This is a genomic window from Prolinoborus fasciculus, assembly GCF_056724605.1.
In genome coordinates, this window is sequence record NZ_JBWZQN010000021.1 from 1 (window position 1) to 25,233 (window position 25,233).

The following is a 25,233-nucleotide window of genomic DNA, read 5'->3' on the forward strand; positions in this document are numbered from 1 at the left end:
AGAAAGTAACTTAGACCAGTGTTGATCATTCAGCATTGTACGAGGCATAGCGAGAAGTAAATTTGGTTTGGCGATTAAATTTTACTTTCTCGCTATTTTTTTGAACAGAAAATGTCAACAGGCCCTAATATATTAAGCCTAAAAAAACGGCCGAAGCCGTTTTAATTAAAAATCGGATATTGAGCTTAGAAACGCATACCGATCCCGGCATAGGCCAGAATCGGATTGACTTCAATATCGGCTTTAGAGCGAATCAGTTCACCTAAATTTGCATCTGTCACCGTAATTGTCGTGTCATTTTTTAGATGTGCATAAGATACTGAACCGACTGCAAACCAAGTGTCATTAAAGTCATAGCTAAAGCCGACCGTGGCCACAGGCGCGAAAGCATCGGATGCTTCAAGCTTTACTTTTGGATCGGCTTCACTTAGCTTGCCTTCAAGGGAAGCACCAGCATTGCCTTGTTTAATATTGGCAATCATATGTCCTGCAGCAATCAGGTCCTGCTCGGTACGTGAGTTAATTTCCAGTTCATTGAAATAGGCTTACATCACACCTAAGCCGACATAAGGCCGGAATTTATTCACTCCGGTTTTACCAAAGTGATACTGGAATTCAAAGGCAGGTGTCCAGGCGCGGGCAGAGGCAGCCGGACCATAGGCTTCCAGATCAGTAATCTCGATATCTTTCTTCAGTATAATATCGATAGGAAGTTCAATATTGCCCAGAGTAGGGGTTGCTGTTCCCGAGAACGGTGCATAGATTTTACCTTTACCTTGCAGATCAACCTTGGGTGGAATGCCGGCTTTCATTTCAAAAGAAATATTATCGGTAAAATAGTAATTGGTCATAATGCCTAAAGTGGTGACATCATCCGCTGTCAGACCGGTACCTGGATTATCCCATTCAGACAGACCATTGATTTGAGTGGTTCCACTGATATTCGCTGGTAATGTACCTCCAGTGAAGAAACCAATCCCTTCTAATAATCCTTTCACTGTTATCTGATCGACAGAAGGATCAAGATTATTGACGACCGTATCAACATTGATAGCGCCGTTTCTATAACTTTTACCGTTTTCGACAGCAGTATTCACTTTAAATGGTTGGGCCTTGCCTTGCGGCATCACATGCAATGCACCGACTGATACCGAAAAGCGCTTAAAGCCATCTCCATCTTGCAAGCTAAAATAAGGGGAATCTGCATGTGCGACCATAGGTAAAGTGGCTAGGCCTGCCATACATGCCAGCAATGTTTTCATTGATTTGGAACTCCATGTCCAGTTTGTTTATTCGTTTTTCTAGTTCATTAATTATGTGAATTACATTAAAAAATTCAGTTATAGAACAACAGGTCAAAAGTTAATCGATGGTTGATATTGGTAAATTCTATATATTTTTTGTTTATATCTCTTGAATTTTAAGAAATGTATAGCGTGTAAATATAATTACTTTTACCTTAATAGCTTAAGTATAAAAGTGAAGGAAATTTGCTCTTGAAAGCATTAAAATTTCAATCCTATGAATTTTTATCGTAGAAGATATAGAGGAGAGTTTAGGTAAATTTTAGGCTGCATTGATTCAAGCATTTATCATCATGGGATGATTTTTTATTTTTCCAAAACAAGAGCATATGAATTTATCCAAGATCCTGCTACCCAGTCGACTGAGTTTTTTTGTACAATAGCTGCATATATTATTGAGTGAATCACATGAGCACCCAAACTCCTCCCAAAAAAAAGCCCCTGGTTAATTTACCTTTCCCGATCAAGCAAGCAGAGCAAAATGCTGCAGAAGAAGTTCTGGAAGATTTAAGACCAAGACCACAGCGTTATGCTGACCGTACCTGGATGCCACCACGTGGTACGCGCCGTTCAATGGGCAAGCGCTAATTGATCAGACTCAAAAAGCTATGATAAATCATGGCTTTTTTTGTGGAAATTTTTAGGGAGTTGATGAGTAATATTTGATTCATCTTTCGCGCAAAGAGAAAATGGTGCTCTAATTTATCCAAATCTCTTTCAATTTTATTCTTAATAAAGCAAACGAAATATTTAAGCTCTCTAAATGCCGACCAAAATAAAATCCACACCTGGTTGATTTCATATTCGACATTTTAGCCGCCCAGAAAAAAAAGCCAATTCAAACATTGGCTTTTTTTGAAAGATATTTTGATAGCACTAACGAATGCTTTTACGCGCTTTATTTTCCGGCTTCGGTGGCGCGATTTCTCTCTCGCCTTGCCAGACATCGATAAAATCTTTCTCGTTAATATTATAAAGTTCCAGTAGCGCTAAAATCACGCCTCCAAACAGCATGGCACCTTCTGAATGGCTTTGAAAATCGACCAGCTTGGTATTCAGATTATGCAGGATATCTTCAATTTCAAAGACACGTTCCCGTCCATTGCTGTCGGTCGGATAGATCTGGGTATTTAAAATAATTCTTGCCAGGCTTTTTTCATTTTCGCTCAAAGGCAGTTCTTCAATCAACTCATCGCTGGCCGGAGTTAAAATCACGGAATCGCGGAATATGGTATGTAAGAAATTTGCGCTTAATTTTGGCAGCGGCTTTTCGACAAAAGGACGGAAAGATTGCGGGAAAATGACATTGCGTGAGATGCCTTTAAACATCGGTGCAATTTCCTCGACCTTATAACCTGCGATCCCACAACCCAAGGAAGTAATAAAATATTTATTTTTAGGATGATTTTTGGTGTAAATCTTAAAGTCATCAATATAGTGCTGGATTTGTGAGAGCGGCATTTGTTGCAAATGCTCGTTCATGGTGGGAATGGCATAGCTCTGACCCGCCCAGCCACGACCCACGCCCATGACTGCACCAAAATGCTCAAGTGCCGTTCTGGCTGCTCCACCACCGTGTTGTCCAGCCAAGTTGCTGCCAAAAACAAAAACCGTATTTTCCGGAAGGGATTTAACAATACTTTCATCGTGATAGTGGTAAGTCATAATTGTCGATTCTAGGCCATCCTGATCTTCATGTTGCCCGTGAAATGAAAAGGGGTCAAGGCAAAATTGTGCCGGACTAGCCAAACAGATAGAGTATTTCACCCATAAGCCAAAACAGGATACCGAGTACGCCCAAATAAAGCTGCTGGCTGAAAATGATTAGTTTGTTCTGTATTTATTCCCTTTGTAACTGTATATTTTATTGATGATTTTTCAAACTAGAGAATGAGTCAAGCGCTAACAAATAATGAATACTAATATTGTTTTATTTTACCAAACAGAAACCTAAGCAGGGATTGAGTAATTCCAATTTACCCTCATAATAAATCAAATCTATATCCGCAGCGAAGTCAGCGAAAGCTATGAGTGATAAAAAACCCTTTGAATTAGTGACCAGTTATCAACCAGCAGGCGATCAGCCACAGGCCATTGAAAAACTTGTCAAAGGCATTGAACAGGGTTTTCATGATCAGCTTTTACTGGGGGTTACTGGGTCTGGTAAAACCTATACTATGGCCAATGTCATTGCACAGACACAGCGTCCGACCATTGTCATGGCACATAACAAAACTTTGGCTGCGCAGCTCTACGGCGAATTTAAAGCATTTTTCCCCAATAATGCCGTCGAATATTTTGTCAGTTATTATGATTATTATCAGCCGGAAGCCTATGTGCCATCTTCAGATACTTTTATCGAGAAAGATGCTGCAATTAATGACCATATTGACCAGATGCGCCTTTCTGCAACCCGTTCATTATTAGAACGTCGTGATACGATTATTGTCGCGTCGGTGTCTGCCATTTATGGTTTGGGTGATCCAAATGCCTATATGAGCATGTTGCTGCATGTGGTGGAAGGCGATCGCATTGGCCGTGATGATATTATTCGCCGTCTGGTCGAGATGCAGTATTCACGTAACGAACTGGAATTCCTGCGCGGTACTTATCGTATTCGTGGTGAAATTATTGATATTTTTCCGGCTGAATCCGATCAGGATGCGATCCGGATTGAACTGTTTGATGATGAAGTTGACTCTATCCGCTGGTTTGATCCCCTGACAGGGAAAATGGTTCGTAAAGTACCTCGTGTGACCATTTATCCTAAAAGCCACTATGTTACGCCGAAAGACAATTTATCCCGTGCGATTGAAACCATCCGAGACGAACTTAAAGAGCGACTGGTGTTCTTCCGTGAAAATGACAAACTGCTGGAAGCCCAGCGTATCGAGCAGCGCACACGCTATGATCTGGAAATGATGCAGCAATTGGGTTATACCAACGGCATTGAAAACTATTCTCGGCATTTGTCGGGCCATTCTGCGGGTGAAGCGCCGCCGACCTTGTTCGATTATATTCCGGATGATGCCTTGCTGATTATTGATGAGTCGCATGTGACGGTGCCGCAGATTGGTGCCATGTATAAAGGTGACCGTTCGCGTAAGGAAAATCTGGTGAATTACGGATTCCGTTTGCCGAGCGCGCTGGATAACCGTCCAATGAAATTTGAGGAATGGGAACGTATTGTGCCGACGACTGTTTATGTCAGCGCAACGCCCGCACGTTATGAGCTGGAAAAATCCCAGCAGATTGTCGAACAGGTGGTACGTCCGACTGGTCTGATCGATCCGGAAATTGAAATTCGTCCAGTTTTGACGCAGGTCGATGATGTGCTTTCCGAAATTAATTTGCGTAAAGATATTAATGAGCGGGTACTGGTCACAACCTTGACCAAGCGCATGGCCGAAGATTTAACTTCTTATTTGAAAGAATACGGGATTAAGGTCGCTTATTTACACTCCGATATCGATACCGTCGAGCGGGTCAAAATCATTCATGAACTGCGTACCGGGGTGCATGATGTACTGGTCGGGATTAACCTGCTGCGTGAAGGGCTGGATATGCCGGAAGTGTCACTGGTTGCCATTCTGGATGCAGATAAAGAGGGATTTCTGCGTTCTGAGCGCTCTCTCATTCAGACCATTGGCCGCGCTGCGCGTAACCTGAAAGGTAAGGCGATTTTGTATGCTGATCGCATTACTGATTCGATGCAGAAAGCCATTGAGGAGACGGATCGTCGTCGTGCCAAGCAGATTCAGTTTAATGAAGAACATGGCATTACGCCGCGCAGTGCAGTGCGTCAGGTGATCAAGGAAATTGATACTGGTGAAGTATTGGATGATGATTCAATTGAATTGAAAGTCTCGGATCAGGCACGTGCGATCAGTGCCGATGAGCGGCATATCATGGCAGATCCGAAAATGTTTGCGAAACACATTAACAAGCTTGAAAAGGAAATGCTGAAAGCGTCAAAAGAGCTTCAGTTTGAGCAGGCTGCGCGTATGCGTGATGAAATTGTGCGTTTAAAAGCCCAGATGTTTGATTGATTTTTGTTGCATTAAATCTTATTTAAATGACGTAAAATCAATCACAAACCAAACATAATGTAACAAATTTAGGAATTGGATAAAGCTATTGTATGAACAGAAATTTTTAAATAAATATTTTGTGAACATGCAATAGGTATCTTTATGACAACTCAAAAATTTTCACGTACTGGATTAAAGCTGGCAAAAATTGCGGTGGGTAGTGCGGTTCTTCTTGGTTTGGGCGCCGCTACCATGGCTTATGCGAAAGACGAGCCATTACCGACCATTGAGAAAGTTGAGCTGGACCGTTATCTGGGAACATGGTACGAAGTAGCACGCAAACCTTTGTATTTTCAAAACAAGTGTGATCGCGATGTCACAGCGACCTATACTTTAAATGAAAATGGCAATATCGTGGTGGATAACCGCTGCATTAAAAAAGATGGTGGACAAACCCAGTCATTGGGCGAGGCATTTGTGCAAAATCCACCGCAGAATACCAAGTTAAAAGTCAGTTTCTTACCAGACTTTATTCGTTGGATTCCGGTCGCTCGTGGCGATTATTGGGTCTTAAAACTGGATGAAAATTATCAAACTGTTCTGGTCGGTGAGCCAAAACGTAAATATATGTGGATACTCTCACGTGATCCGCAATTGGATAAAAATGTGGTGAATGAATATTTACAATATGCACAGTCGGTGGGCTATGACCTGAGTGATGTAATTCATACCAAACAAACTCAAAGATAAAAATATCGTCTTAATGGAAACCATGCTATGGCATGGTTTTTTATTTTATGTGTCAAAAGACAATCTAAAATCGAGAGATAGCTACATTTTAAATGGATGAAGCATCAAGCTTTCTATTGTACTAATCGTTATAATGCCGGCGAATGAAATTAGAGTTTAACTATGTATAAAGGCATCGCGTTATCTGTCTTGGCCTCTGTGGTTTTTGGAGTGCTGTATGTATTTACGCCTTTTTTACAGCCTTTAGATAGTGAACAGACCTTTGCATGGCGCATGCTGGCGACCTTACCATTCCTCACAGCCTTCATGTGGTGGTCGGGTGATCTGAAACATATCAGCAGTATTTTTAAGCGGGTATTACGACAGCCTTCATTTTTGATCTGGTTGCTGATTAGTTCGCTGTTATGTACTACACAATTGTGGTTGTTTTTATGGGGCCCTATCAATGGGCGTGGCCTCGAAGTCTCACTCGGTTATTTTCTCCTGCCTCTGGTGATGGTGCTGGTCGGCTGTGTGCTTTATAAAGAAAAATTATCATCCTTCCAGATGGTTGCTGTTGCTCTGGCAATGTTGGGGGTAGGACATGAAATCTGGCGGATCGGTTCAATCGCATGGGAAACGGTCTATGTCGCTTTAGCTTATCCACTTTATTTCTTTATGCGGCGTAAATTCGCGACCGATCATCTTGGTGGATTCTGGTGGGATCTATTTCTGATTTTGCCTGTGGCATTTTATTTGGGCTTTATTTACAGTGATTCCATGCCGCTCATGTTGAATCATTCTCACTTGATCTTGGCAGTTCTTGGATTAGGCTTTTTAAGTGCGCTCGGTTTAGGTAGCTATATTTTGGCTAGCCGATATTTACCTTTTGTCATCTTTGGGCTGTTGAGTTATCTGGAGCCGGTACTGCTCGCTTTTGCCTCGATGGCACTGGGTGAGCGTGTGGAATCAGGTGAATGGCTGACCTATATTCCAATCTGGCTAGCTGTTTTACTGCTGGTTGTGGAAGGAATATTGCATTTGCTGAAGCAGCGTAAACAGCAATTAGCCCTTAAGAAAAATCTGGAAAACTATCAGGACCGGCTCAACTCTTAAAATTAAAAAGAGATTGAATGAATAAACAACATTTAACAAATTTGTGCCAGGTACTGAAAAATAGTGGTCTTTAGCATTTTCGAATGCAAAATCATTCAGCTAATTACAACTATTTTTGAAATTTATAGTGAATATACGTTAAAAACTACCCGTCTCAACGAGCTTTTGATTCAAACTTGCGGCCAATTCCATTACAATTGTCGGGTTTAGAAATTTATGCTTAGATTTACAATTAATTAGAGGACGTATCTGTGAGCAAAGACACTATTGTTGCCCTCCATGCAGAACACCAAGGTCGCTGGAAAAACCGTGAAGAACTTGCGGAACGTATGATTGCCCTTGTTGGCCAGTTATATCGTGAAAAAAATATTGTAGCTACAGTTTATGGTCGCTCTTTAATTAACCGTTCTGTGATTCAGATTTTGAAAGCACACCGCCGTACTCGCGTACTGGACGTTGAACTTTCTGTAGTTGATACTTTCCCAATTCTTGAAGCATTGGTGAAAGTAGAAAACATCGGTTCTGCTGAAGTTGATCTGGGTAAACTTGCTGTTGAATTTAAAGAAAAAGGCGGCGACATCGATGCATTTGTTGCAGACGCTGTTAAATCGATCGAAGGCAATGCTGCTGCTGTAGAACATAAAGATGTGGTTCTTTATGGTTTCGGTCGTATCGGTCGTATCCTGGCACGTTTGATGATTGGTCAATCAGGTCTGGGTCGTGGTCTTAGCCTGAAAGCAATCGTGGTTCGTAAATCATCGGATGGTGATTTGGAAAAACGTGCTTCTTTACTTCGTCGTGACTCTATTCATGGTCCATTTGCAGGCACAATTTCTGTAGATGAAGAAAACGAAGCAATCATTGCCAACGGTAACTTCATCAAAGTGATTTATGCATCGAATCCTTCTGAAGTGGATTACACTGCATACGGTATCAACAATGCACTTGTGATCGACAATACAGGTAAATGGCGTGATGCTGAAGGTCTTGCTCAACACCTTAAATGTCCGGGCGCTGCTCGTGTGATTCTAACTGCACCTGGTAAAGGTGACATGAAGAACGTGGTTTACGGTGTAAACCAGGCGGACATCCTTGATGAAGATACCATCATCTCTGCTGCAAGCTGTACGACTAACGCAATTACACCTACACTGAAAGTATTGCATGATAAATACACAGTGTTGAATGGTCATGTTGAAACAGTTCACTCGTTCACAAACGACCAGAACTTGATCGACAACTACCATAAAGCTGACCGTCGTGGCCGTGCTGCAACATTGAATATGGTCATTACTGAAACTGGTGCAGCGAAAGCAGTAGCGAAAGCGCTTCCAGCTCTTCAAGGTAAATTGACAGGTAACTCTGTACGTGTACCTACACCAAACGTATCGCTTGCAATTCTTAACCTGACTTTAGGTCAAGACGTTGATCGTGATGAAGTGAACGAATACATTCGTCAGATTTCAATCGGTTCTAGCCTGCAAGGTCAAATCGGTTATACCAACTCGACTGAAGTAGTATCTTCTGACTTTATTGGTTCACGCACTGCAGGTGTATTCGACGCGCAAGCAACGATCACTTCAGGCAACCGTTTAACTGCTTATGTTTGGTACGATAATGAAGTGGGTTATAGCTGCCAGGTATTGCGTATTGCTGAACAAATGGGCGGCGTAAGCTATCCAAAAGTTCCTGCTGAAACTAATGCATAATTAGTATTTAGCTAAAAAAAAGAGCCTCAATTGAGGCTCTTTTTTTATGATTTTTTTATTTAAAGTGAACTTTCTTAATCTAATAAGAATCAACAAATTTACTTGCTGGCGAAATATGAATTTGATAACTTACAAAGAGTAAGTATATTAAAATGAGTAAGTAATAAAAATATGGTGAGAATAGTATGACAAATTATGCAATCAGCCCGTTACTGGGGCAGGTTTTATCAACTGAATGTCCATCACGTGAGATATTGGAACACCTTGCCAATAAATGGTCGGTCTTGGTTTTGCGTTGCTTAAGTGAAGGGGTGCATCGTTTTAGTGAACTGAAACAACGCATTGAAGGGGTAAGTGAAAAAATGCTCTCCCAGACTTTAAAAATGCTGGAACAGGATGGTTTTATTTTGAGAACGGTTTATCCGGTGGTACCGCCAAAAGTGGAATATCAATTGACGATTACCGGTTCGCAAGCGGCTGAAAAAATCATGTATTTAATTGGCTGGATTGAAAAAAGTCTGCCAGATATTTTAGAACATAAACAAAATGTTATTAAATAGTTTTCATTAAATGGCAGGAATGCAGTGTTTGTGAAAATACAAAATTTGGACTTATCTTGGTTTATATAAAATACTGATTTTAAAAGGTGTCTGCATCAGAATATCTTCTTGTAAATACGGTTTTTGAAAATTTACTTCTCTATAAATTATTTTAAAATCATCAAGAAATTCACAAAAAGAATTTCCAGAATAGGGGATAGTACTAGGGCAAAAGCGCTTGATTTCCTACCACTTCTTTTCCATCTTTAAAGCATTCTTTCTCCAAATCTATGCCTTAGATAGATCAAATAGGCTCGGTGAAAAAATGACTGAGTAAGATTTATGGGATTGCTGCATAATTCTATTCGAGAAATTCTTTAAAATATGGCAGAATATGGGGTTTTAAAGTTTTTAGAGGATTGGCAATATGCGCTTTGTTGATGAAGCAGTCATTACCGTAGAGGCTGGCGACGGTGGCAATGGCGTAGCCAGTTTTCGCCGTGAAAAATTCGTGCCATTTGGTGGTCCAGATGGTGGTGATGGTGGTCGTGGCGGCAGCATTTATATTCAGGCTGACGACGACACCAGTACGCTAGTTGATTATCGTTATACACGTAAATATCGTGCAGAACGAGCAAAAAATGGCCGTGGGGCGAACTGTGCTGGTCGTGGCGGTGAAGATACCGTATTAAAAGTTCCGGTAGGAACAACAATTGTAGATGTTGAGTCTGGTGACATTATTGGCGACTTGATCGAAGACGGTCAACGCGTGAAAGTTGCAGCAGGCGGTGATGGTGGTTTAGGTAATACCCACTTTAAATCATCGACCAACCGTTCACCACGTAAGTGTACGCATGGTCAAAAAGGTGAATTCCGTGAAATCCGTCTAGAGCTTAAAGTTCTGGCAGATGTCGGCTTGCTGGGTATGCCAAATGCGGGTAAATCGACCTTCATTCGTGCTGTGTCAGCGGCAAAACCAAAAGTTGCAGATTATCCATTTACCACCATGGTGCCAAACCTGGGTGTGGTCGATGCTGACAGTCACCGTTCATTCGTGATGGCGGATATTCCAGGTCTGATCGAAGGCGCATCTGAAGGTGCAGGTCTTGGGATTCGCTTCCTGAAGCACTTGGCGCGTACCCGTATCTTGTTGCACATCGTTGACGTACAACCGATTGATGGCTCAGATCCGGCACACAATGCCAAAGCAATTATGAAAGAGTTAGAAAATTTCTCCCCAACGCTTTCAAAACTGCCGATCGTATTGGTGCTGAACAAAGTCGATCAGTTGGCTGAAGAAACACGTGAAGAATGGTGCACCCATATTCTTGAAGAATTACAGTGGGAAGGCCCAGTTTTTGAAACTTCTGGCTTAACGGCTGAAGGCACCAAAGACGTAGTTTACTACCTGATGGATCAGATCGAAGAGCAACGTGAACGCGAAGCTGAAGATCCAGAATATGCAGCAGAAATGAAAGCATTCCGTGATCAGCTTGAAGCTGAAACACGAGAACAAACCATCGCTGCAAAAGAAGCGTATCGTGAGATGCGTCGTCAGCAACGTCTTGCCGGTATTCTGGGCGATGATGAAGATGATGAAGATGGCGATGATGATAGTGATGTGGAAGTGTACTACGTACGCTAATCTCTGAGAGAAGAGTCTGAGGACAAGATGATAGAAGTGGTAGATGGGCAGCGTCAGCTCAAGGGTTGTAAACGAATCGTTGTTAAAATCGGATCATCTTTACTCACAGCAAATGGACAAGGTTTAGATTTAGATGCCATCTCGCATTGGGCGGGACAAATCGCAGATCTACACAATGCAGGACACGAGATTATTCTGGTGTCTTCCGGTGCTGTGGCTGAAGGTATGGTGCGAATGAAACTTGAGAATCGACCCACCGATCTACCCAGTCTTCAGGCTTGTGCTGCCATCGGTCAGATGGGTCTGATCCATACTTGGTCAAGCGTACTAGAGAAACACCAGATTCGAACTGCGCAAGTATTGTTAACCCATGATGATCTGGCAGATCGTCGTCGTTATCTCAATTCATGTGATGCTTTGCAGAACCTGATTGACTGGCGTGTGATTCCGGTGATCAATGAAAATGATACTGTTTCGACTGACGAAATTCGCTTTGGTGACAACGACACACTTGCTGCGATGGTTGCGGGTCAGGTGCATGCAGACCTTCTGATTATCTTAACGGATCAGGAAGGGATGTTTGACTCAGACCCGCGGTCTAATCCAGATGCCAAACTGTTCCATACCGTACGTGCGATGGATGAAAGTCTGTTTGATATGGCCGGTGGAGGCGGTAAATTTGGTCGTGGTGGCATGCTGACCAAAGTTCGTGCTGCACGTCTGGCTGCAAAGTCGGGCTGTCCGACCTTAATTGCAAGTGGTGATAGTGATGGTGTTCTATCACGTCTAATGTCTGGCGAATTGTTAGGCACCTTATTTGTCACTGACAAAGACCGGATGACAGCGCATCAGCAATGGTTGGCGGCTCACTTGCAAACCGCAGGTCGTTTGGTGATTGATGATGGTGCAGTAAAAGCCATTAAAGACAATCATCGTAGCTTGTTGCCTGTAGGCGTCAAAGCTGTTGAAGGTCACTTCGAACGTGGTGATGTGGTGGAATGTGTTGATACACAAGGTCACCGGATTGCTGTAGGGCGTGTCAATTTCAGTTCGCGTTCAGCAGATATCGTTCGTGGTCTGGCATCGGATAAAGTACATCAGGTGTTAGGTGAAGCACGTTCACTAGAAATGATTCATCGCAATCATATGGCAATATATTAGCAATTACCTACCATAACGTAACATAACGCTAAGGCTTGATTCTTAAAGGGATTGAGCCTTTTTGTTGTGTGGTGCAATAACATGCAATAGACTAGCAGGAGGTTAAACGTAGAGGTTAAATGGGAGGTTAAAAATAATTAATCGCCATAAGTACTCAAAAAGATACCTGTTTTTAGGGGGTGTGGAGGTTAAATCAATTACCAAGCCTCTTAATTGCCTGAAAGCTAAAGAATTGTCGTGAGGTTGCCGTGTTATCTAAATTACAGATTGATGCTATTAAGCCATCGAGTAAATTACAGAAAATCAATGATAGTGAGATGCTGTATTTATTCGTATCCCCGACAGGTCGTAAAACTTGGAAAGTGCTTTATACGCTTGATGGGAAAAAGAACACAATCACCCTGGGCGAGTATCCAAAGGTACTCAATGCTAAAGATGCACGTTTAAGACGTGATGAGATAAAAAAACAAATATCAGAGGGCATCCACCCAACAGAACAAAAACGACAAGACAAGATTAAGGATTTATCAGATATGGCATTTGCTGATCTGATCCAGCTTTATGCTGAAAAAGTCACACCACACAAAAGAGGTGGTCGTGTGGAAATAGTCATTCTGAATGGATATATAAAATCATTCCCCCGGTTGATGAAGAAGCCAGTAAACCAACTGGGGCAGCTAGACATGATTCAATTCAGGGATGAGCGATTAAAAAAGGTAAAGAGTGCGACAGTAGCTAGGGACTTGGGCTTATTAAGTGCTGTATTCAAGTATGCACGACAAGAACTAAGAATTATGACCAGCTCCCCATTGGATGATGTAGCCAAGCCGAAACAGTCAGTAAGTAGAAACAGACGTATTTCACAGGATGAGATAGCTCGAATCTTAGAGGCATTCAAATATGATGGGCGTTCTCAGCCAATCACTAAGAAACAGCAAACGGCGTGGGCGTTTTTATTTGCTATTGAAACAGCAATGAGGGCAAGCGAGATAACAGGCTTAAAGTGGGCGGACGTTTACGACAAGCATGTCGAGCTGGAGCTTACAAAGAACGGCGCAGCTAGAAAAGTGCCTTTATCCAAGCGAGCTATTGAGCTTTTGAGTTATATGCGAGGGATAGACGAAACCGATGTATGCACTCTTAAAAATAAGGTGGCTGATGGTGAAGTGGGCAGAGGCGGATTGTCAGCATATTTTAACCAAGTGGTGAAAGGTAAATTAAAAATTAATGATTTAACTTTTCACGATACCCGACATGAAGCCATTTCACGCATGGTTAAAAATGCAAAGCTCCCAGTAGAAGTGCTGGCAAAAATTACAGGGCATAAAACCATAAGCATTTTAATTAATACCTACTACAACCCCGACATTGAAGAGCTTGCCGACCATCTACATAAAGAGGATGACCCCGATATTATTTTGTTTAAGAAGTTTGTTTGAGTACGACAAGCTATGACGTGCAATAACTAGCAATGAATCACTAGATTGATTAAGATTAAACGGTTAAGCCTAGGTTAGCTCCCGAAAGTCGGATACCCAATCCGATTGGCTTAACTTTTTTATTGGGGTGTGCTGTGGGAGGCGAGAATGCAGAAATTATTTTCATTAAATGAAATTATAGATGCTTCTGAAAACAAATTAAGTATTCACACAATTAAAGATTATTGTAGGCGAGGGGAGTTACACCCTTGTATATATTTTGAAGGTAATATTGTTTGTATTCATGATGAGCGTTTTCAAAATAGTATTGATAAGCGTGATCCAGTTGCACATATTGAAACTGTAAGTTGGGCTAGAACATTTAAAGGGTATATCTCTGCTTCAAATTTTATAGACTATATCGCCCATACGGATACTCAAGCTTCTGATGTTTTTTTTAATGTGACGAAAATTATTGAGCATATTTCACTAATAAATGATTTTCCTTTGCTCCAAAAAGATGAATATCTTAAAGCATTCCCTTCTATAATTGATGATGATATACAAGAGAAAAGGTGGTTACATGAAATTAATGATTTTAAAGGGAATATTTTTAAGGCCCATGAAATTGTTTTTCATGTATCTGAGGTAGAAAAGCTCTTATTAACGCACAGTAAGCCATCCCAAAGCCCAGTTAAATTCTTAAATAACACTGAAGATTTAGGTGGTGAGAATTTACAAGAAAATTCAAATATAAAAAAAAGAATTAATTTAAAAGATATGCTGGAAGATATGGATGATTATATTTCGGTATCTAGTGTTTTTGAATTGATAAAAGAGAGAACAGATCTTAAAAAAGATACTGAAGTTGCTAATTTTTTAATCGTAAATAAAATTAATGATTTATCAAATCCAGTTAATAAATTTCATTATTTTGATGGAAAACCCACCCCATTGTATAAGGATTTTCAACAGAAGCAATTAACAAAAATGGATTTGCTATTACTGGAAATCGCTAGAGAAGAATTGAAGCTTAATAGTGAAGATGAAAGATTAAAAAATTTCGCTTGGGAAAAGTTTGATTTTTTCTGGGAGTTTAGACGTTTAACGAAGATTTATTTGGGTGAAGATGTTTCAGAGCTTGATGAAGGGTGGGGAAATTCTGAAAAAAATTCATATCAAGATTCAGATAATGCAACTCAATCAGAAAGTGAGTTGTTATTACAAGATCAATCTAGGTTTGGAAATCAGATCGTTGGGCATTCATCTATAGAATATTACCAGAAACAGCTTATTCAGCTTCGAAAAGAAAATGAGACGCTTAAGGCAGATATTTTAGAAAAAGAGCAACACTTAAAGAAATTAAAGCTAATCCAAACTACTCAGAGTGAATCCAAACTAAGTACGCGTGAAGAAAATAATATTATAAAGGTTTTGACTGTTTTGGCTGATATGGAAAAGAAAATAGATATATCCAAACCGTATGAGGCCCATGGAATAATGTGTATGAAAGCACAATTATTAGGAATTGATAAATTTCCAAGCGATGAAAGTGTAAAAAAATGGTTTACAAAAGCGAGCGAGTATAAAAAATCCTAACTAGGAAAAAGTAGAACCCTAACTAGGTCGACTGAATAAAAATTAATTTCATACTTCATCTAAGCAATAACTCCTTATGAATTGCAAAGGTGAAGTATGACACTCAAAGAACAATATGCACGAGTTAAACAATTAGCTAGCGCTCCCTCTACGCCTGAAAAAATCTACACAGTAAAGACAGGCGAAAATGCTGGCATGAAACGCAAAGTAAGTGCTAAGCCTGAGCGCGTTGGATTGCTTCCTGTTAGCGAAAAAACAATCTGGGAGTGGGTACGTCAAGGAAAGTTTCCGAAGCCTATCAAGGTGAGTGCTAACGTTACTGTGTGGCGCTTATCTGAAATTCAAGCTTGGATGGAAGAAAAAGGTATGGGGGTTTCTCAATGAGCGAACCTCTCAACTTTTCAACAGAAGCCCAAAATCAATTAATTGAAATCAGCAATCGCTTTCACAATAGTGATAACCAGGCTGAAGCAACAACAACGTCATTAAAAGTAGCAAAGTACTTCCAACGAAATCATCGTGATGTTCTCCGTGCACTGCGAGAATTAGAATGTTCTGCTGACTTTAGCGTGCGCAATTTTGCGCTCACGGAATATATTGATACTCAGGGTAAACCCCGGCCAATGTATGAGATGACAAAAAATGGGTTCGTTTTTCTAGTCATGGGCTTCACTGGTAAGCAAGCAGCTCTTTTTAAAGAAAGCTATATTGCAGCTTTTGATGAGATGTCTGATTTCATCAAATCTCAGAACCTAACCCTTATTTCTGAATTCAATAAAGCTGTCCTGCAATATGAACGCGCATCAGATGCTGCAAGTGATGCAGGTCGCAATCTTGTTTTGTTTGGCCGAAAAATTAAACCACTGGCTGCAGAAAAAGTTGCTGAGCTTGAGCGCCAGCTACAGCCTCTATTATTTGATGAGGAAGGCCAATGAAAAATATTTTCTGTTTAAGGCTTCTCAAATTAAAAATGATCGGCTATATTGATCGTGTTCAGTGCAAAATCACTGAATCAGCTTTGACAGGCTGCAATGTAAAAGGCGCATATAGTCCGCTTCGGGCTTTTTTTATGCGTAATTTCTCTATGCGTCCGCATCGTTATGTGGAGCTTGGGAGGGACACTTTCGAGTGTGCCGGTTACCTTTTACGCCGGTCTGTCAACCCTTTCAAGCTTCACACCAATCATTTGACAGTGATTTGTGAAGCTCCTAGCTTAGTAAAAGGAGCGCATTCATCATGAACGCTAAAGTACAAATTCAATTATCAGAACAATTAATTCCTTTTTACAGTGTTGCTGATATTATCAGTGCTTACTCAGTTGCATCTGAAGCTGCCACACAGCTTCGAACTTTGGCTAATCAGATCAGCAAAGCAACGGCTTTCGTTAAAACATTTGTACAAGAAAATGATAGAGCCAACATTTCTGCTTTTGCTGAACTAGAAAATCTGATCATAATTTCCCAGCAGCTTGCTACTAGCCAAGCAGATACCTACGGTCTTGAGCTTAAGAAACATCAACAAGAACCCGATGATCACTACAACGTGGGTGATCTATACGATGCATATTCATTAGCTTATGAAAATACATCATGGCTTGAGACCATGTTTTATCAAGCTAAAGATGAAGTCGAAGTAGTCAAAGAGGCTATTAAGCAAAATACTCATGGCGCCGTTTTTGGAACGCTTGAGCATTTAATTCATATTGCTGCTTACTTGGCGGAGAGCCATAGAAATACATTCGATATTGAACGCGAAAAGTATGAGATACAGTGGGAGGCTACTAAAAATGGATAAGCCTTCTATCTCACCAGATAAAACGAAAGTACAACCTGAGCCAGTTGTTAATCAGCCAGCTTTGCCTCTATCAGCTGAATATGTTGAGTCAGTACACATTACCGAAGAACGTCTCTGGAATGCTGTACTGAAGAACTATCAGCAAGGAGGGCCTAGTGAGCATTGATGCAACACGCTGGGCTTGGACTGTTCCAGTAAATAATTCATCACAACGCTTGGTTCTGCTTTCGCTAGCAGATCGGGCCGGTGAAGAGCATACGGCTTGGCCAAGCATAGAGCGCCTGGCCAAAGATACAGTGCTGGACAAAAAAACAGTTCAAAAAGTTATTTTAGAGTTAATCAACTTGGGTCTAGTTGAAGATACCGGCGACCGTACAGGACCGACTAAGCGTGTTCGCGTTCTCAAACTCAACGGCGTTACAGGACGAGAAGAATATTTTCAAAAACGAGATGACTCTAATACACCCAAAAACGGGAACATTAAACAATCCCAAAAACGGAATGATTCCAAAAATGGAAATGATCCCGAAAACGGTGCTTTGAATAACCCCAAAAACGGGATGTTGAATGATCCCAAAAACGGGGTGCAAAATCTATCAGGGAATCTACCAATGAATCTCTCTCAAGAGCATGACTGGATTCCTGATGTTGATCAGCTGGTGATAAAGATAAAGATGGCAGGTTATGGCCAAAATATAGATCTGATCTTTGGCCTACCTAGTTTCGAATTTGAGCTGAGTGCATTCAACTCGTACTTTGAGAACAGTGGATTATCTGATAGTAAAAAACTTCATAAGTTCACGGCTTGGATCGTAGACAAGTTTGATCGCTATAAAAAGCAGAATCCTGAATATGGCCTTCAGTCTCCGACCGAACAGCAAGCTAATACTGCTCAACCGTTTCTTAATTTACCGACTAAGCCTAAGAGCCTATTAGGAGGTCCTCAATGAATACGCCTATTCATAATCTACAAATTGAACAAGCTGTACTTGCAGCACTGATGACTGTTTCAAACTCGTATAGCCAAGTTGAGAACCTGCTTACTGAAGATGATTTCCATGCTACACGCCACAAACTGATTTTTCAGGCCGTGGTTGATCTGGATTCTAAAAATTCACCATATGACGCCGTCTTAGTTAACCAGTGGTTAGAAATGCGTAACTATTCTGAAGCTGCCGGTGGTGAGCAATACATCATGCAAATTTTAGGTGATGCCCCTTCCAGCTTTTATAACCTGGTGTCTTATGCTGAGAAATTGAAGGATCTTACGACATGCAGGCAAGTTGAAGCTGAAGCCATGAAAGTAATTAATCATGCTCGGAACTTAACGGTGAGCCGTGGTGAGCTGGTCCAGAATGCACAAACTGCTTTTGCAGATCTGAATACTGAATCTGGAAGTGAATCACTCTTTCATATTCATGATGCTGCATCCAATACATTTCTTGAGATGCACCGTAAGATTGAAGCTGCAATTGCTGGCAATTCGATGATTAAAGGAATCCAGACTGGTATCTATGACCTGGACAAAAAACTAGGCGATGTTGAACCTGGTTGCCTAATGGTGGTGGCTGCACGACCTGCAATGGGTAAGACGACTATGCTTCAGCTCATTGCAAATAATGTGGCAGTCATACAGAAAAAGCCTGCTTTAATCATGTCTGGAGAAATGCCTAAAGAACAGATCGCCATGCGTCTCTGTTGCGCGATTGCACCAGCAGATATTGGAGTAGTGCGTAATTCCCCCCACCTATTACCTAAAAATGAATTTACGGCGTATACAGACGCCGTGGTGATGCTGAAAGAAGTGCCTATGCAGATCAATGATACTTCCCGACCATCTATTGCAAATATCAGGGAATCTATCCGTAAAGTAAAACATCAGTACGGCTCCGTCGGTGTGGTACTGGTTGATTACCTTCAGATTATGAAGACAACAAAACAGTTCGCCCGGGAGGATTTAAAGATTGCTTATTTTACCGGTGAGCTGAAAGCCATGGCCAAAGAGTTTGATTGCGTCATCGTTCTTTTATCTCAGCTCAACCGAGAATTAGAGAAGCGACCAAATAAAAGACCAATGATGTCGGATCTACGCGAATCAGGAGCAATTGAACAAGATGCAGACCAAATTATTTTCTTGTACCGGGATGAAGTTTATAACAAGGAATCTCAATACCGGGGTATTGCTGAAGCTATTGTAGGAAAGAACCGCCACGGCGAAGCTGGTACCGCTTATATGCACGCTCAATTGAAGTACTGCCAATTCAGTAATTTAGATCACGATGCGCTTAATCAAATTCAGGGGAATTTAATATAATGTTTATACAAGGTGACCGTGTAGATTCTACTGTATCAGGTAGATCACTAACTGAGAGGTTCAAAAATTTAAGAACCAAGAAAAAGGTAAAGGAATTCATTGTTAAACGCCGTGGCTATAAACGTCCAGACTTCAACCGCATGATTCTGGACTTGAGCAAATGTGGCTGGACCCACGAAAAGATTGCATTTGTCTTACCAGTGTCTGGGGCGTCTACTGTGTCTGAATGGGCACGTGGGGGCATTCCGAATTATGAGAACGGTGAAGCCTTAATTGAGCTATGGCGATCTGAAACGGGTATTAGCCGTGAACCTCGTGAAGGAGAATGGGGAACTTATCAATATAAAATTGGACAGTTGGATCTTCTTTGATGGAAATGTCCAGAGTTTAGCCTTGTAGATAATTGAGAAAGCCCTCACTTGAGGGCCTTTTAGTTATTGTCTAATTAATAATGGTCCGAACATACCTGTATTAATCAAAGATTCCCAGATTCTTTTTATTCCTTGACCAGTTTCTTGGTTTACAAATAATGATGAGCGCTTTCCATGAGGTTTTCCTAGAAAGTTGGAACGCATAGAATCCCAAGTTTCTGCAACCTCAGCTGTTCTCCACATTGGTAATTCATTCTCTAATATCAGGGGAATAGCAATTGATAATGGTACAGTGCCATCTGCAGCGAGTCGTTTCGTCCAATTACAGCGAACTAAAATTGGGGTCGCCTGAGATGAATATAATTTGACATCTAAACGCTCAGCTGTAATTTCTGCCGCTGGATTGTATCTAAGTTCATTTACTGAATCTAATATTTCTTGCCCATTACCATATGGGCAAGTTATGAAACCATTAGCAAATAATATTGTATGGTCAAGCCCTCTGTAACCACAATCTGTATTTGGATTTATACAATCATAATTCTGACGCTTGTCACTAACTAGAGGATGCCAGGTAGGATATGTTTCCACTACTGGTCCTAATTGATCTATCAAATCATTTAAAGTGAGCCTACTTTTTTCAAAATCAACGGGGCTTAAATCTTTAAGGTGAGATAAGAGGTACTTTTCTACGTGTTCTCGACCTTCTCTAATTGCTTCATCTGCACGAAATGCCATGAGATAATTCTCCACATGTTTTGTTTTTGTTGTGCATAAGATGCATGTTTTGTGCATAAAAGTCAAATTATATGTTTTAGGTTGAATGGATTTGTCTCTAGGCTTTCGCTTTATGAAATTAATGTTATTTTAGTTATAATTAGCCTATGACTTTTTGATGCATAAGTGTATGACTGATAAAAATATAGAATATGATAAAGATACTTATAAAGCTCTTTATGATTTTCAAATTAAAGAATTGGATAATGTAAGAGCTCATCATTCTAGGCTTGAAGATAAAGCATCAAAATACTTAACGTTTACCTCAATTATAATTGCGGCATTAAGCCTTTTTTTAAAACAATATCTCTTTGATAGTGGTAACTCAGGATTGTCGTATATCTTAGTTGTACTTCTTATGTTGGCCACATTCATTTCTTTATGTTGTATTGCTCGCTTCCTTTTTCATGTGGTGGAAGTTGGAAATGTGGGTAAACTCGACACAAGTGAGGAAATGATCAAGCTTTTTGCTACTCAAGATTTACCTGTAGTGCAATATAACTTATCGAAAGACCTTAGTAAGATCATAGAAATGTATGAAATCAATAATTCAAACAAAATTGATTATTTAAAAAAGGCTTTTAAGGAAATTAAATTTTGTGGATTACTACTGGTTTTGACAGTAATATTGATCATTATTGATTCAATTGGAAATAATAAATTTATGGTAAATGCTAATAATCCTATCCCGCCTGATGTCGATACTCCACCAATCGTGAATGTAGAGATTAGTGTTGATAAGGGAAAATAGAAAAATATGAGTACCAATTCAACTAAACCAGTACCTCCCTCTATTCCTACCCCTCCTATCAAAATAATCGGAGATTCAATGCCAAAAGGTCTGGGAAAAAATAAGCCTAAATAAGGATTTGCCCCACAAAATGTGGGGCTTTTTATTAGCACCTTTTTGCTTTATAAACTTAGCTATTTGATTCAATATTTCATTCTTATTTGGTAGATATAAATTGAATACGGGGATCTGTCTCTCCATTACCATCTTTAAAGCCATAGCAGTACCACCTTTAGATTGATCGAAGTTATCCAGTTCATACCAGGTAATCACTGCATCAACTGGCTTATTAAGATGATACCCAAAGATGATATGAGCTGTGAGCATTTCGGCTGAGTAGTTTTCGGCTATATGCACTACATTTCCCCCCAATTAGGATGGTAGGAGATATCGATCTATTCGGCTTGATTCACTAAAGATGGATTTCTTATTTTGGCCAGATTCTTTTTTGGTAGGCTGGATCTGTGCACCTGATGAATATTAGCGGCATAATTTAGTATTGGTTTTAATGTAAAAAACGATTTTTTTGACGGCGAGTGTCATGGGTTTCGTTCAATGGCTTTTATGGATAACCGCCTAATAAAAAGAGACCTGATAGCATTGTCCGTACTTTTGATTATTTTATATACGTGGACTATGTTACTACATCAAAAAATGCTGTTACCACATCAAAATCTGATATAAAAATGTCTTCGAAAATGTCAAAGCTATTATTTTTAAATCAATATATTGGCAAATATTTATCAGTAATTATGTCTAAGGATTTCCTAAATTTTTGTGCTGAAAGTGCTTGAAAAGTTAGCATGAGTCAAATTGTTTCAGTCTGATGATTTAAGGCATTTTATAGATTTCCTTAGCTGAGCTGATTACATGGCTAATATACCCAATATTGGGATCATTCCGAAAACGGTAATATTCCCAATATTGGGATTTTGAACGATCCCGTTTTTGGGATTTTGAATGTACCCGTTTTTGGGATGCAGAACCTATCAATGAACCTATCAAAGAATCTGTCAGTTTCTCTGAGAAGAAAAGCTCAACTTTTCAAGTGCTCATTAGAGTGTTATGAGGTTGGGATTTTGATAGGAGTTATTATTTTTCTGAAGAATATCTAAAAGCGAATAAATATATAGCCTAATTTCAAAGCCAGTTCCTCACTGAGCAACTTTAATAAGAAAAACGACCAAAGGTACATGAAGATATTAAAGGGGTTAATACGGCGAATAAGAGCGTTTTAGGCATGCTTTTAAAAAGTATCATTTGACCTGCTTGGATACGCCGTAGTCTTAAAGATGATTGAAGCAGGGCAATTGATTAGCAGGTGAGGTAAAAAGGCTAAAAATATAGTGTTTTACGCTCTCCCTCGCGCGCGCGCGCGTTTTGTCAATTTACATACCAGAAAGAAGGTCAAAAAATTCAAGTTAAAACTTCAAAATTACATGTGTCCGAACACCTATAAAGATTGCGTTCATTCGTGCTTTAGAAAATGGAGACAGGTATTGGGCCACTACCTCCTGGAGGATTAATGTATGGAATACAAGTACAAGATTGGCCAGATAGATATTTTTGAAGATAGATGCCTGTGTGATCAGGTCATTGATGAGTTGGATCGGGAGTTGGGATGATAGTAATTTGAACAACTTATCTGATTCACATAGTATTACCTAACTAAATAACATCTAAGGAAAATGCGTGTGAATCAGCTACAGGTATTATTGAATCACTTATTAGAAGCAAAATCATATAGAGATCAAATTTCTAATATTTCAGCATATACAGGATGGTCAGAAATTACGGGGCTCGACAGTAGAATTCTTCTTTGTGAAAGGATGAATCAATTAATAAGCATAACCTTAAGTTTGCATAAGCAAATTCTTATTGAAAGTGAGCTAAATAATGATATGTATAAACCAGATGAAGATTGGGTTAATGAAATATTAAAAGGTCTAAGTATAGATGGAGTTTTTGCCACCAATATTGATGGAATTCATAAGCATACTTTATCTATTGTTAGATCCAATATTCGCAATTGGAATCATGGGTATACTGTTCGCTCGACTTTAGATAGTCATAAAATATTAGCGTTATTAAATCAATTAGAGGAAGAAAGAAATAATATTCTTAATGATACTGAGATCAGTTTTGATTTAAAAAGAGTGTTAATCATAGAGATTGATAAATTAGTTTTTTGCTTAAAAAACTATGAGGTGTTAGGAGAAGAATATACTAAAGAAGCTATTACTGATTTTTACTCAGAAGCTTTTTTCAATAAAGATATAAAAGAATATTACCAAAAGACTCCTACATTTAAAGACGCTATAGACCAGGTATGTGCTGCAATTACAATTGGTACTTTTACAAGTCCAGTATTTTCTAATTTACTTGAAGCAGCACAGAACACTGTTCAAAGCATTCCTCAATAAAATCTAAATTAAGAATGACGGTACGCTGTGGAAGAAAGCCGAAGGCGATTAGTTTCACTGGCGTGATGTATAGGAATGGTGTCCGTACGTTGGTATGAAAATCATAATTTTTTTAATAAATTTATGTAGTTATGATTGTGTTGCTAATATAAAAAAGGGTAAATGATGATAATTAATGATTTTTTAAAAAGGGTGAGTGTTGCTGAAATATTAACTCTTGTTTTTATTTTAAGTGTGGGGATATCTTTATTATACAAGTATGCGCTTTATGAAGAGCTGGGAATAGGTTGGTATATATACTCCCTATCCCCACAGCAAATCTTCTTGTCTTCAATGAGTTTTACATTCTTTTGTTTACTGGGAGTTATTTTTGGGGTGGTAATACCTGTGTTTAGAGAGCATTGGTTTGCCATATTCATAATTTTAATGCTAATAATGATTGGATTGTTTTTTGCAAACGCCCTCAACCTAACTAATATTACTAATAAATTAGGTGTATTGCTAATTAGCGCTATTATATTTATGGGCATAATAAAAATGCATTTCTTCTCTACTAGTAAAGATGGGGAATTTTTACGTGAAATTCCCGTAGAGAAGCTTAATTTTTGGGATAAAAATCTGCCAATCATTTTTTCACTGACAATGACCCTAGTATTTTTAGCTATGATTTATGTGCAGGGTACTAGAGTAGCTAAATATATTCTTGAAAAGCCATACTCTCAAAGTATCGTAAAGCTAAAAGATAAATCGGATAAATGGATTTTGATTGAAATGAATGGGGATAAAGTTTTGCTTATGAAATACGGTGTAAAGCGAGAATTTAAAATTATTGAATATAAAGAAATCGAGTCATTTAAAGTAAATTAATTATTTTGTATTACGGGGGATGATTTTATGTGGGAGTGGCTAGGATCAAGGTATAAGTCCGACTGATTTAATCACATAATAAATCGCACACATATAGTTAAAAAGCAATTGTTTAAAGGCAAATGCGAAAGGTGATGTGCGATGGCAGCTATGGCGGAAACCAATTAAAGAGGCAATGTGCCGTACTTATAAAAATAATTGAAGGGAAAAATTTATCTGTAAGTAGGATCGAAGGTTAAAAATATAGTGTTTTGTACTCTCCCTTGCGCGTTTTGTCTAAATATACCCATTTTTTGATGACTTAGATCACCTCTTAATAACTTGAAAATTATTGGAGGGGCTATGGGAATTTATATTGAGCTTAGTAATTTTGAAGTGCCCAAAAATCTTCTTTTTCTCAAAGCAGAAGTTAAGTACGGCGCACCTAATTATAAAAAGATGATTGATGAGCTAAAAAAACATCATGAAATGACTAACGAAAAGATTGCGTATCTATTACCAATGGCTGGAGCTTCTGGTGTGGCCGACTGGGCACGTGGTGTCACTCCTAAATATGAAGTAGGAGAAGCATTCATTGAACTGTGGAAAGCTCTTACTGATAAAACGAACCAAGATATTCCGAGAGTTAAGTACTGGAGAGTATGAG

General features: G+C 39.6%; 24 protein-coding genes and 1 pseudogene. 21 read left to right on the top strand and 4 right to left on the bottom strand.

Features of this window, described 5'->3' with window-relative positions; translation table 11 throughout:
- Positions 1–185: 185 nt before the first annotated feature.
- Positions 186–1,262 (bottom strand): annotated as a pseudogene (locus tag AC1P5O_RS06815) (OmpW/AlkL family protein).
- A 450-nt stretch (positions 1,263–1,712) separates the two neighbouring features.
- On the opposite strand from AC1P5O_RS06815, the gene AC1P5O_RS06820 reads away from it, so the two are divergent.
- Positions 1,713–1,892 carry a hypothetical protein gene (locus AC1P5O_RS06820; RefSeq protein WP_004646507.1) on the top strand — a complete coding sequence of 60 codons (180 nt, stop codon included), beginning with the start codon at positions 1,713–1,715 and terminating at the stop codon, positions 1,890–1,892.
- A gap of 288 nt (positions 1,893–2,180) precedes the next feature.
- Here the strand turns inward: AC1P5O_RS06820 and AC1P5O_RS06825 are convergent, their stop codons facing one another.
- A complete protein-coding gene (locus tag AC1P5O_RS06825) occupies positions 2,181–2,969 on the bottom strand; it encodes an A1S_2505 family phage non-structural protein (protein ID WP_004279675.1) in 789 nt (262 codons plus the stop codon).
- 362 nt (positions 2,970–3,331) lie between these two features.
- On the opposite strand from AC1P5O_RS06825, the gene uvrB reads away from it, so the two are divergent.
- The 16 genes from uvrB to AC1P5O_RS06905 all read left to right on the top strand — a co-directional run bounded on the left by uvrB (position 3,332) and on the right by AC1P5O_RS06905 (position 19,730).
- Entirely contained in the window at positions 3,332–5,353 is a 2,022-nt protein-coding gene (gene uvrB / locus AC1P5O_RS06830; RefSeq protein ID WP_499005905.1) for an excinuclease ABC subunit UvrB, read from the top strand.
- 144 nt (positions 5,354–5,497) lie between these two features.
- Positions 5,498–6,085, top strand: a complete 588-nt coding sequence (locus AC1P5O_RS06835; RefSeq protein WP_004279677.1) for a lipocalin family protein — start codon at positions 5,498–5,500, stop codon at positions 6,083–6,085.
- Between the two features lie 162 nt (positions 6,086–6,247).
- The gene (rarD, locus tag AC1P5O_RS06840) at positions 6,248–7,180 is read left to right on the top strand and encodes an EamA family transporter RarD (RefSeq protein ID WP_004279678.1); all 933 of its coding nucleotides are present in this window, start codon (positions 6,248–6,250) and stop codon (positions 7,178–7,180) included.
- A gap of 251 nt (positions 7,181–7,431) precedes the next feature.
- A complete protein-coding gene (locus tag AC1P5O_RS06845) occupies positions 7,432–8,889 on the top strand; it encodes a glyceraldehyde-3-phosphate dehydrogenase (RefSeq protein WP_004279679.1) in 1,458 nt (485 codons plus the stop codon).
- A 185-nt stretch (positions 8,890–9,074) separates the two neighbouring features.
- A complete protein-coding gene (locus AC1P5O_RS06850; protein ID WP_004279680.1) occupies positions 9,075–9,449 on the top strand; it encodes a winged helix-turn-helix transcriptional regulator in 375 nt (124 codons plus the stop codon).
- Positions 9,450–9,855: 406 nt separating this feature from the next.
- Entirely contained in the window at positions 9,856–11,073 is a 1,218-nt protein-coding gene (cgtA, locus tag AC1P5O_RS06855; RefSeq protein WP_004279681.1) for an Obg family GTPase CgtA, read from the top strand.
- Between the two features lie 27 nt (positions 11,074–11,100).
- Positions 11,101–12,234 (top strand): glutamate 5-kinase, encoded by a 1,134-nt coding sequence (proB, locus tag AC1P5O_RS06860; protein WP_004279682.1) that lies wholly within the window; start codon positions 11,101–11,103, stop codon positions 12,232–12,234.
- Positions 12,235–12,482: 248 nt separating this feature from the next.
- Positions 12,483–13,673, top strand: a complete 1,191-nt coding sequence (locus tag AC1P5O_RS06865; protein WP_499005906.1) for a tyrosine-type recombinase/integrase — start codon at positions 12,483–12,485, stop codon at positions 13,671–13,673.
- Between the two features lie 147 nt (positions 13,674–13,820).
- Complete coding sequence (locus tag AC1P5O_RS06870) at positions 13,821–15,251, top strand: hypothetical protein (RefSeq protein ID WP_004782706.1); 1,431 nt, start codon at positions 13,821–13,823, stop codon at positions 15,249–15,251.
- 96 nt (positions 15,252–15,347) lie between these two features.
- The gene (locus AC1P5O_RS06875; RefSeq protein ID WP_004782705.1) at positions 15,348–15,635 is read left to right on the top strand and encodes a helix-turn-helix transcriptional regulator; all 288 of its coding nucleotides are present in this window, start codon (positions 15,348–15,350) and stop codon (positions 15,633–15,635) included.
- A complete protein-coding gene (locus AC1P5O_RS06880) occupies positions 15,632–16,186 on the top strand; it encodes a Rha family transcriptional regulator (protein WP_004782704.1) in 555 nt (184 codons plus the stop codon). The genes AC1P5O_RS06875 and AC1P5O_RS06880 overlap by 4 nt, the downstream gene beginning before the upstream one ends.
- A gap of 301 nt (positions 16,187–16,487) precedes the next feature.
- Positions 16,488–17,045 carry a hypothetical protein gene (locus tag AC1P5O_RS06885; protein ID WP_004782702.1) on the top strand — a complete coding sequence of 186 codons (558 nt, stop codon included), beginning with the start codon at positions 16,488–16,490 and terminating at the stop codon, positions 17,043–17,045.
- Positions 17,038–17,211 (top strand): hypothetical protein, encoded by a 174-nt coding sequence (locus AC1P5O_RS06890; protein ID WP_004782701.1) that lies wholly within the window; start codon positions 17,038–17,040, stop codon positions 17,209–17,211. The genes AC1P5O_RS06885 and AC1P5O_RS06890 overlap by 8 nt, the downstream gene beginning before the upstream one ends.
- Positions 17,201–17,995 (top strand): helix-turn-helix domain-containing protein, encoded by a 795-nt coding sequence (locus AC1P5O_RS06895; protein WP_004782695.1) that lies wholly within the window; start codon positions 17,201–17,203, stop codon positions 17,993–17,995. The genes AC1P5O_RS06890 and AC1P5O_RS06895 overlap by 11 nt, the downstream gene beginning before the upstream one ends.
- Positions 17,992–19,359 (top strand): replicative DNA helicase, encoded by a 1,368-nt coding sequence (locus tag AC1P5O_RS06900; protein ID WP_348939098.1) that lies wholly within the window; start codon positions 17,992–17,994, stop codon positions 19,357–19,359. The genes AC1P5O_RS06895 and AC1P5O_RS06900 overlap by 4 nt, the downstream gene beginning before the upstream one ends.
- On the top strand, positions 19,359–19,730 hold the full coding sequence (locus AC1P5O_RS06905) for a hypothetical protein (protein ID WP_004782690.1): 372 nt from the start codon (positions 19,359–19,361) through the stop codon (positions 19,728–19,730). Before AC1P5O_RS06900 ends, AC1P5O_RS06905 begins: the two co-directional genes overlap by 1 nt.
- A gap of 63 nt (positions 19,731–19,793) precedes the next feature.
- Here the strand turns inward: AC1P5O_RS06905 and AC1P5O_RS06910 are convergent, their stop codons facing one another.
- Positions 19,794–20,468, bottom strand: coding sequence for a hypothetical protein (locus AC1P5O_RS06910; RefSeq protein ID WP_004782689.1), 675 nt, complete (start codon positions 20,466–20,468; stop codon positions 19,794–19,796).
- 169 nt (positions 20,469–20,637) lie between these two features.
- Between AC1P5O_RS06910 and AC1P5O_RS06915 the strand changes: the two genes are divergently transcribed.
- Positions 20,638–21,258 carry a hypothetical protein gene (locus tag AC1P5O_RS06915; protein WP_034589934.1) on the top strand — a complete coding sequence of 207 codons (621 nt, stop codon included), beginning with the start codon at positions 20,638–20,640 and terminating at the stop codon, positions 21,256–21,258.
- A 75-nt stretch (positions 21,259–21,333) separates the two neighbouring features.
- On the opposite strand, the gene AC1P5O_RS06920 is transcribed toward AC1P5O_RS06915, so the two are convergent.
- Positions 21,334–21,654: a hypothetical protein gene (locus AC1P5O_RS06920; protein ID WP_499005907.1), complete on the bottom strand. Its 321-nt coding sequence runs from the start codon at positions 21,652–21,654 to the stop codon at positions 21,334–21,336.
- A gap of 1,337 nt (positions 21,655–22,991) precedes the next feature.
- Between AC1P5O_RS06920 and AC1P5O_RS06925 the strand changes: the two genes are divergently transcribed.
- The 3 genes from AC1P5O_RS06925 to AC1P5O_RS06935 all read left to right on the top strand — a co-directional run bounded on the left by AC1P5O_RS06925 (position 22,992) and on the right by AC1P5O_RS06935 (position 25,232).
- On the top strand, positions 22,992–23,720 hold the full coding sequence (locus tag AC1P5O_RS06925) for a hypothetical protein (RefSeq protein WP_499005908.1): 729 nt from the start codon (positions 22,992–22,994) through the stop codon (positions 23,718–23,720).
- 165 nt (positions 23,721–23,885) lie between these two features.
- A complete protein-coding gene (locus tag AC1P5O_RS06930) occupies positions 23,886–24,587 on the top strand; it encodes a hypothetical protein (protein ID WP_499005909.1) in 702 nt (233 codons plus the stop codon).
- Positions 24,588–24,929: 342 nt separating this feature from the next.
- Complete coding sequence (locus AC1P5O_RS06935) at positions 24,930–25,232, top strand: hypothetical protein (protein ID WP_499005910.1); 303 nt, start codon at positions 24,930–24,932, stop codon at positions 25,230–25,232.
- Position 25,233 lies beyond the last annotated feature (1 nt).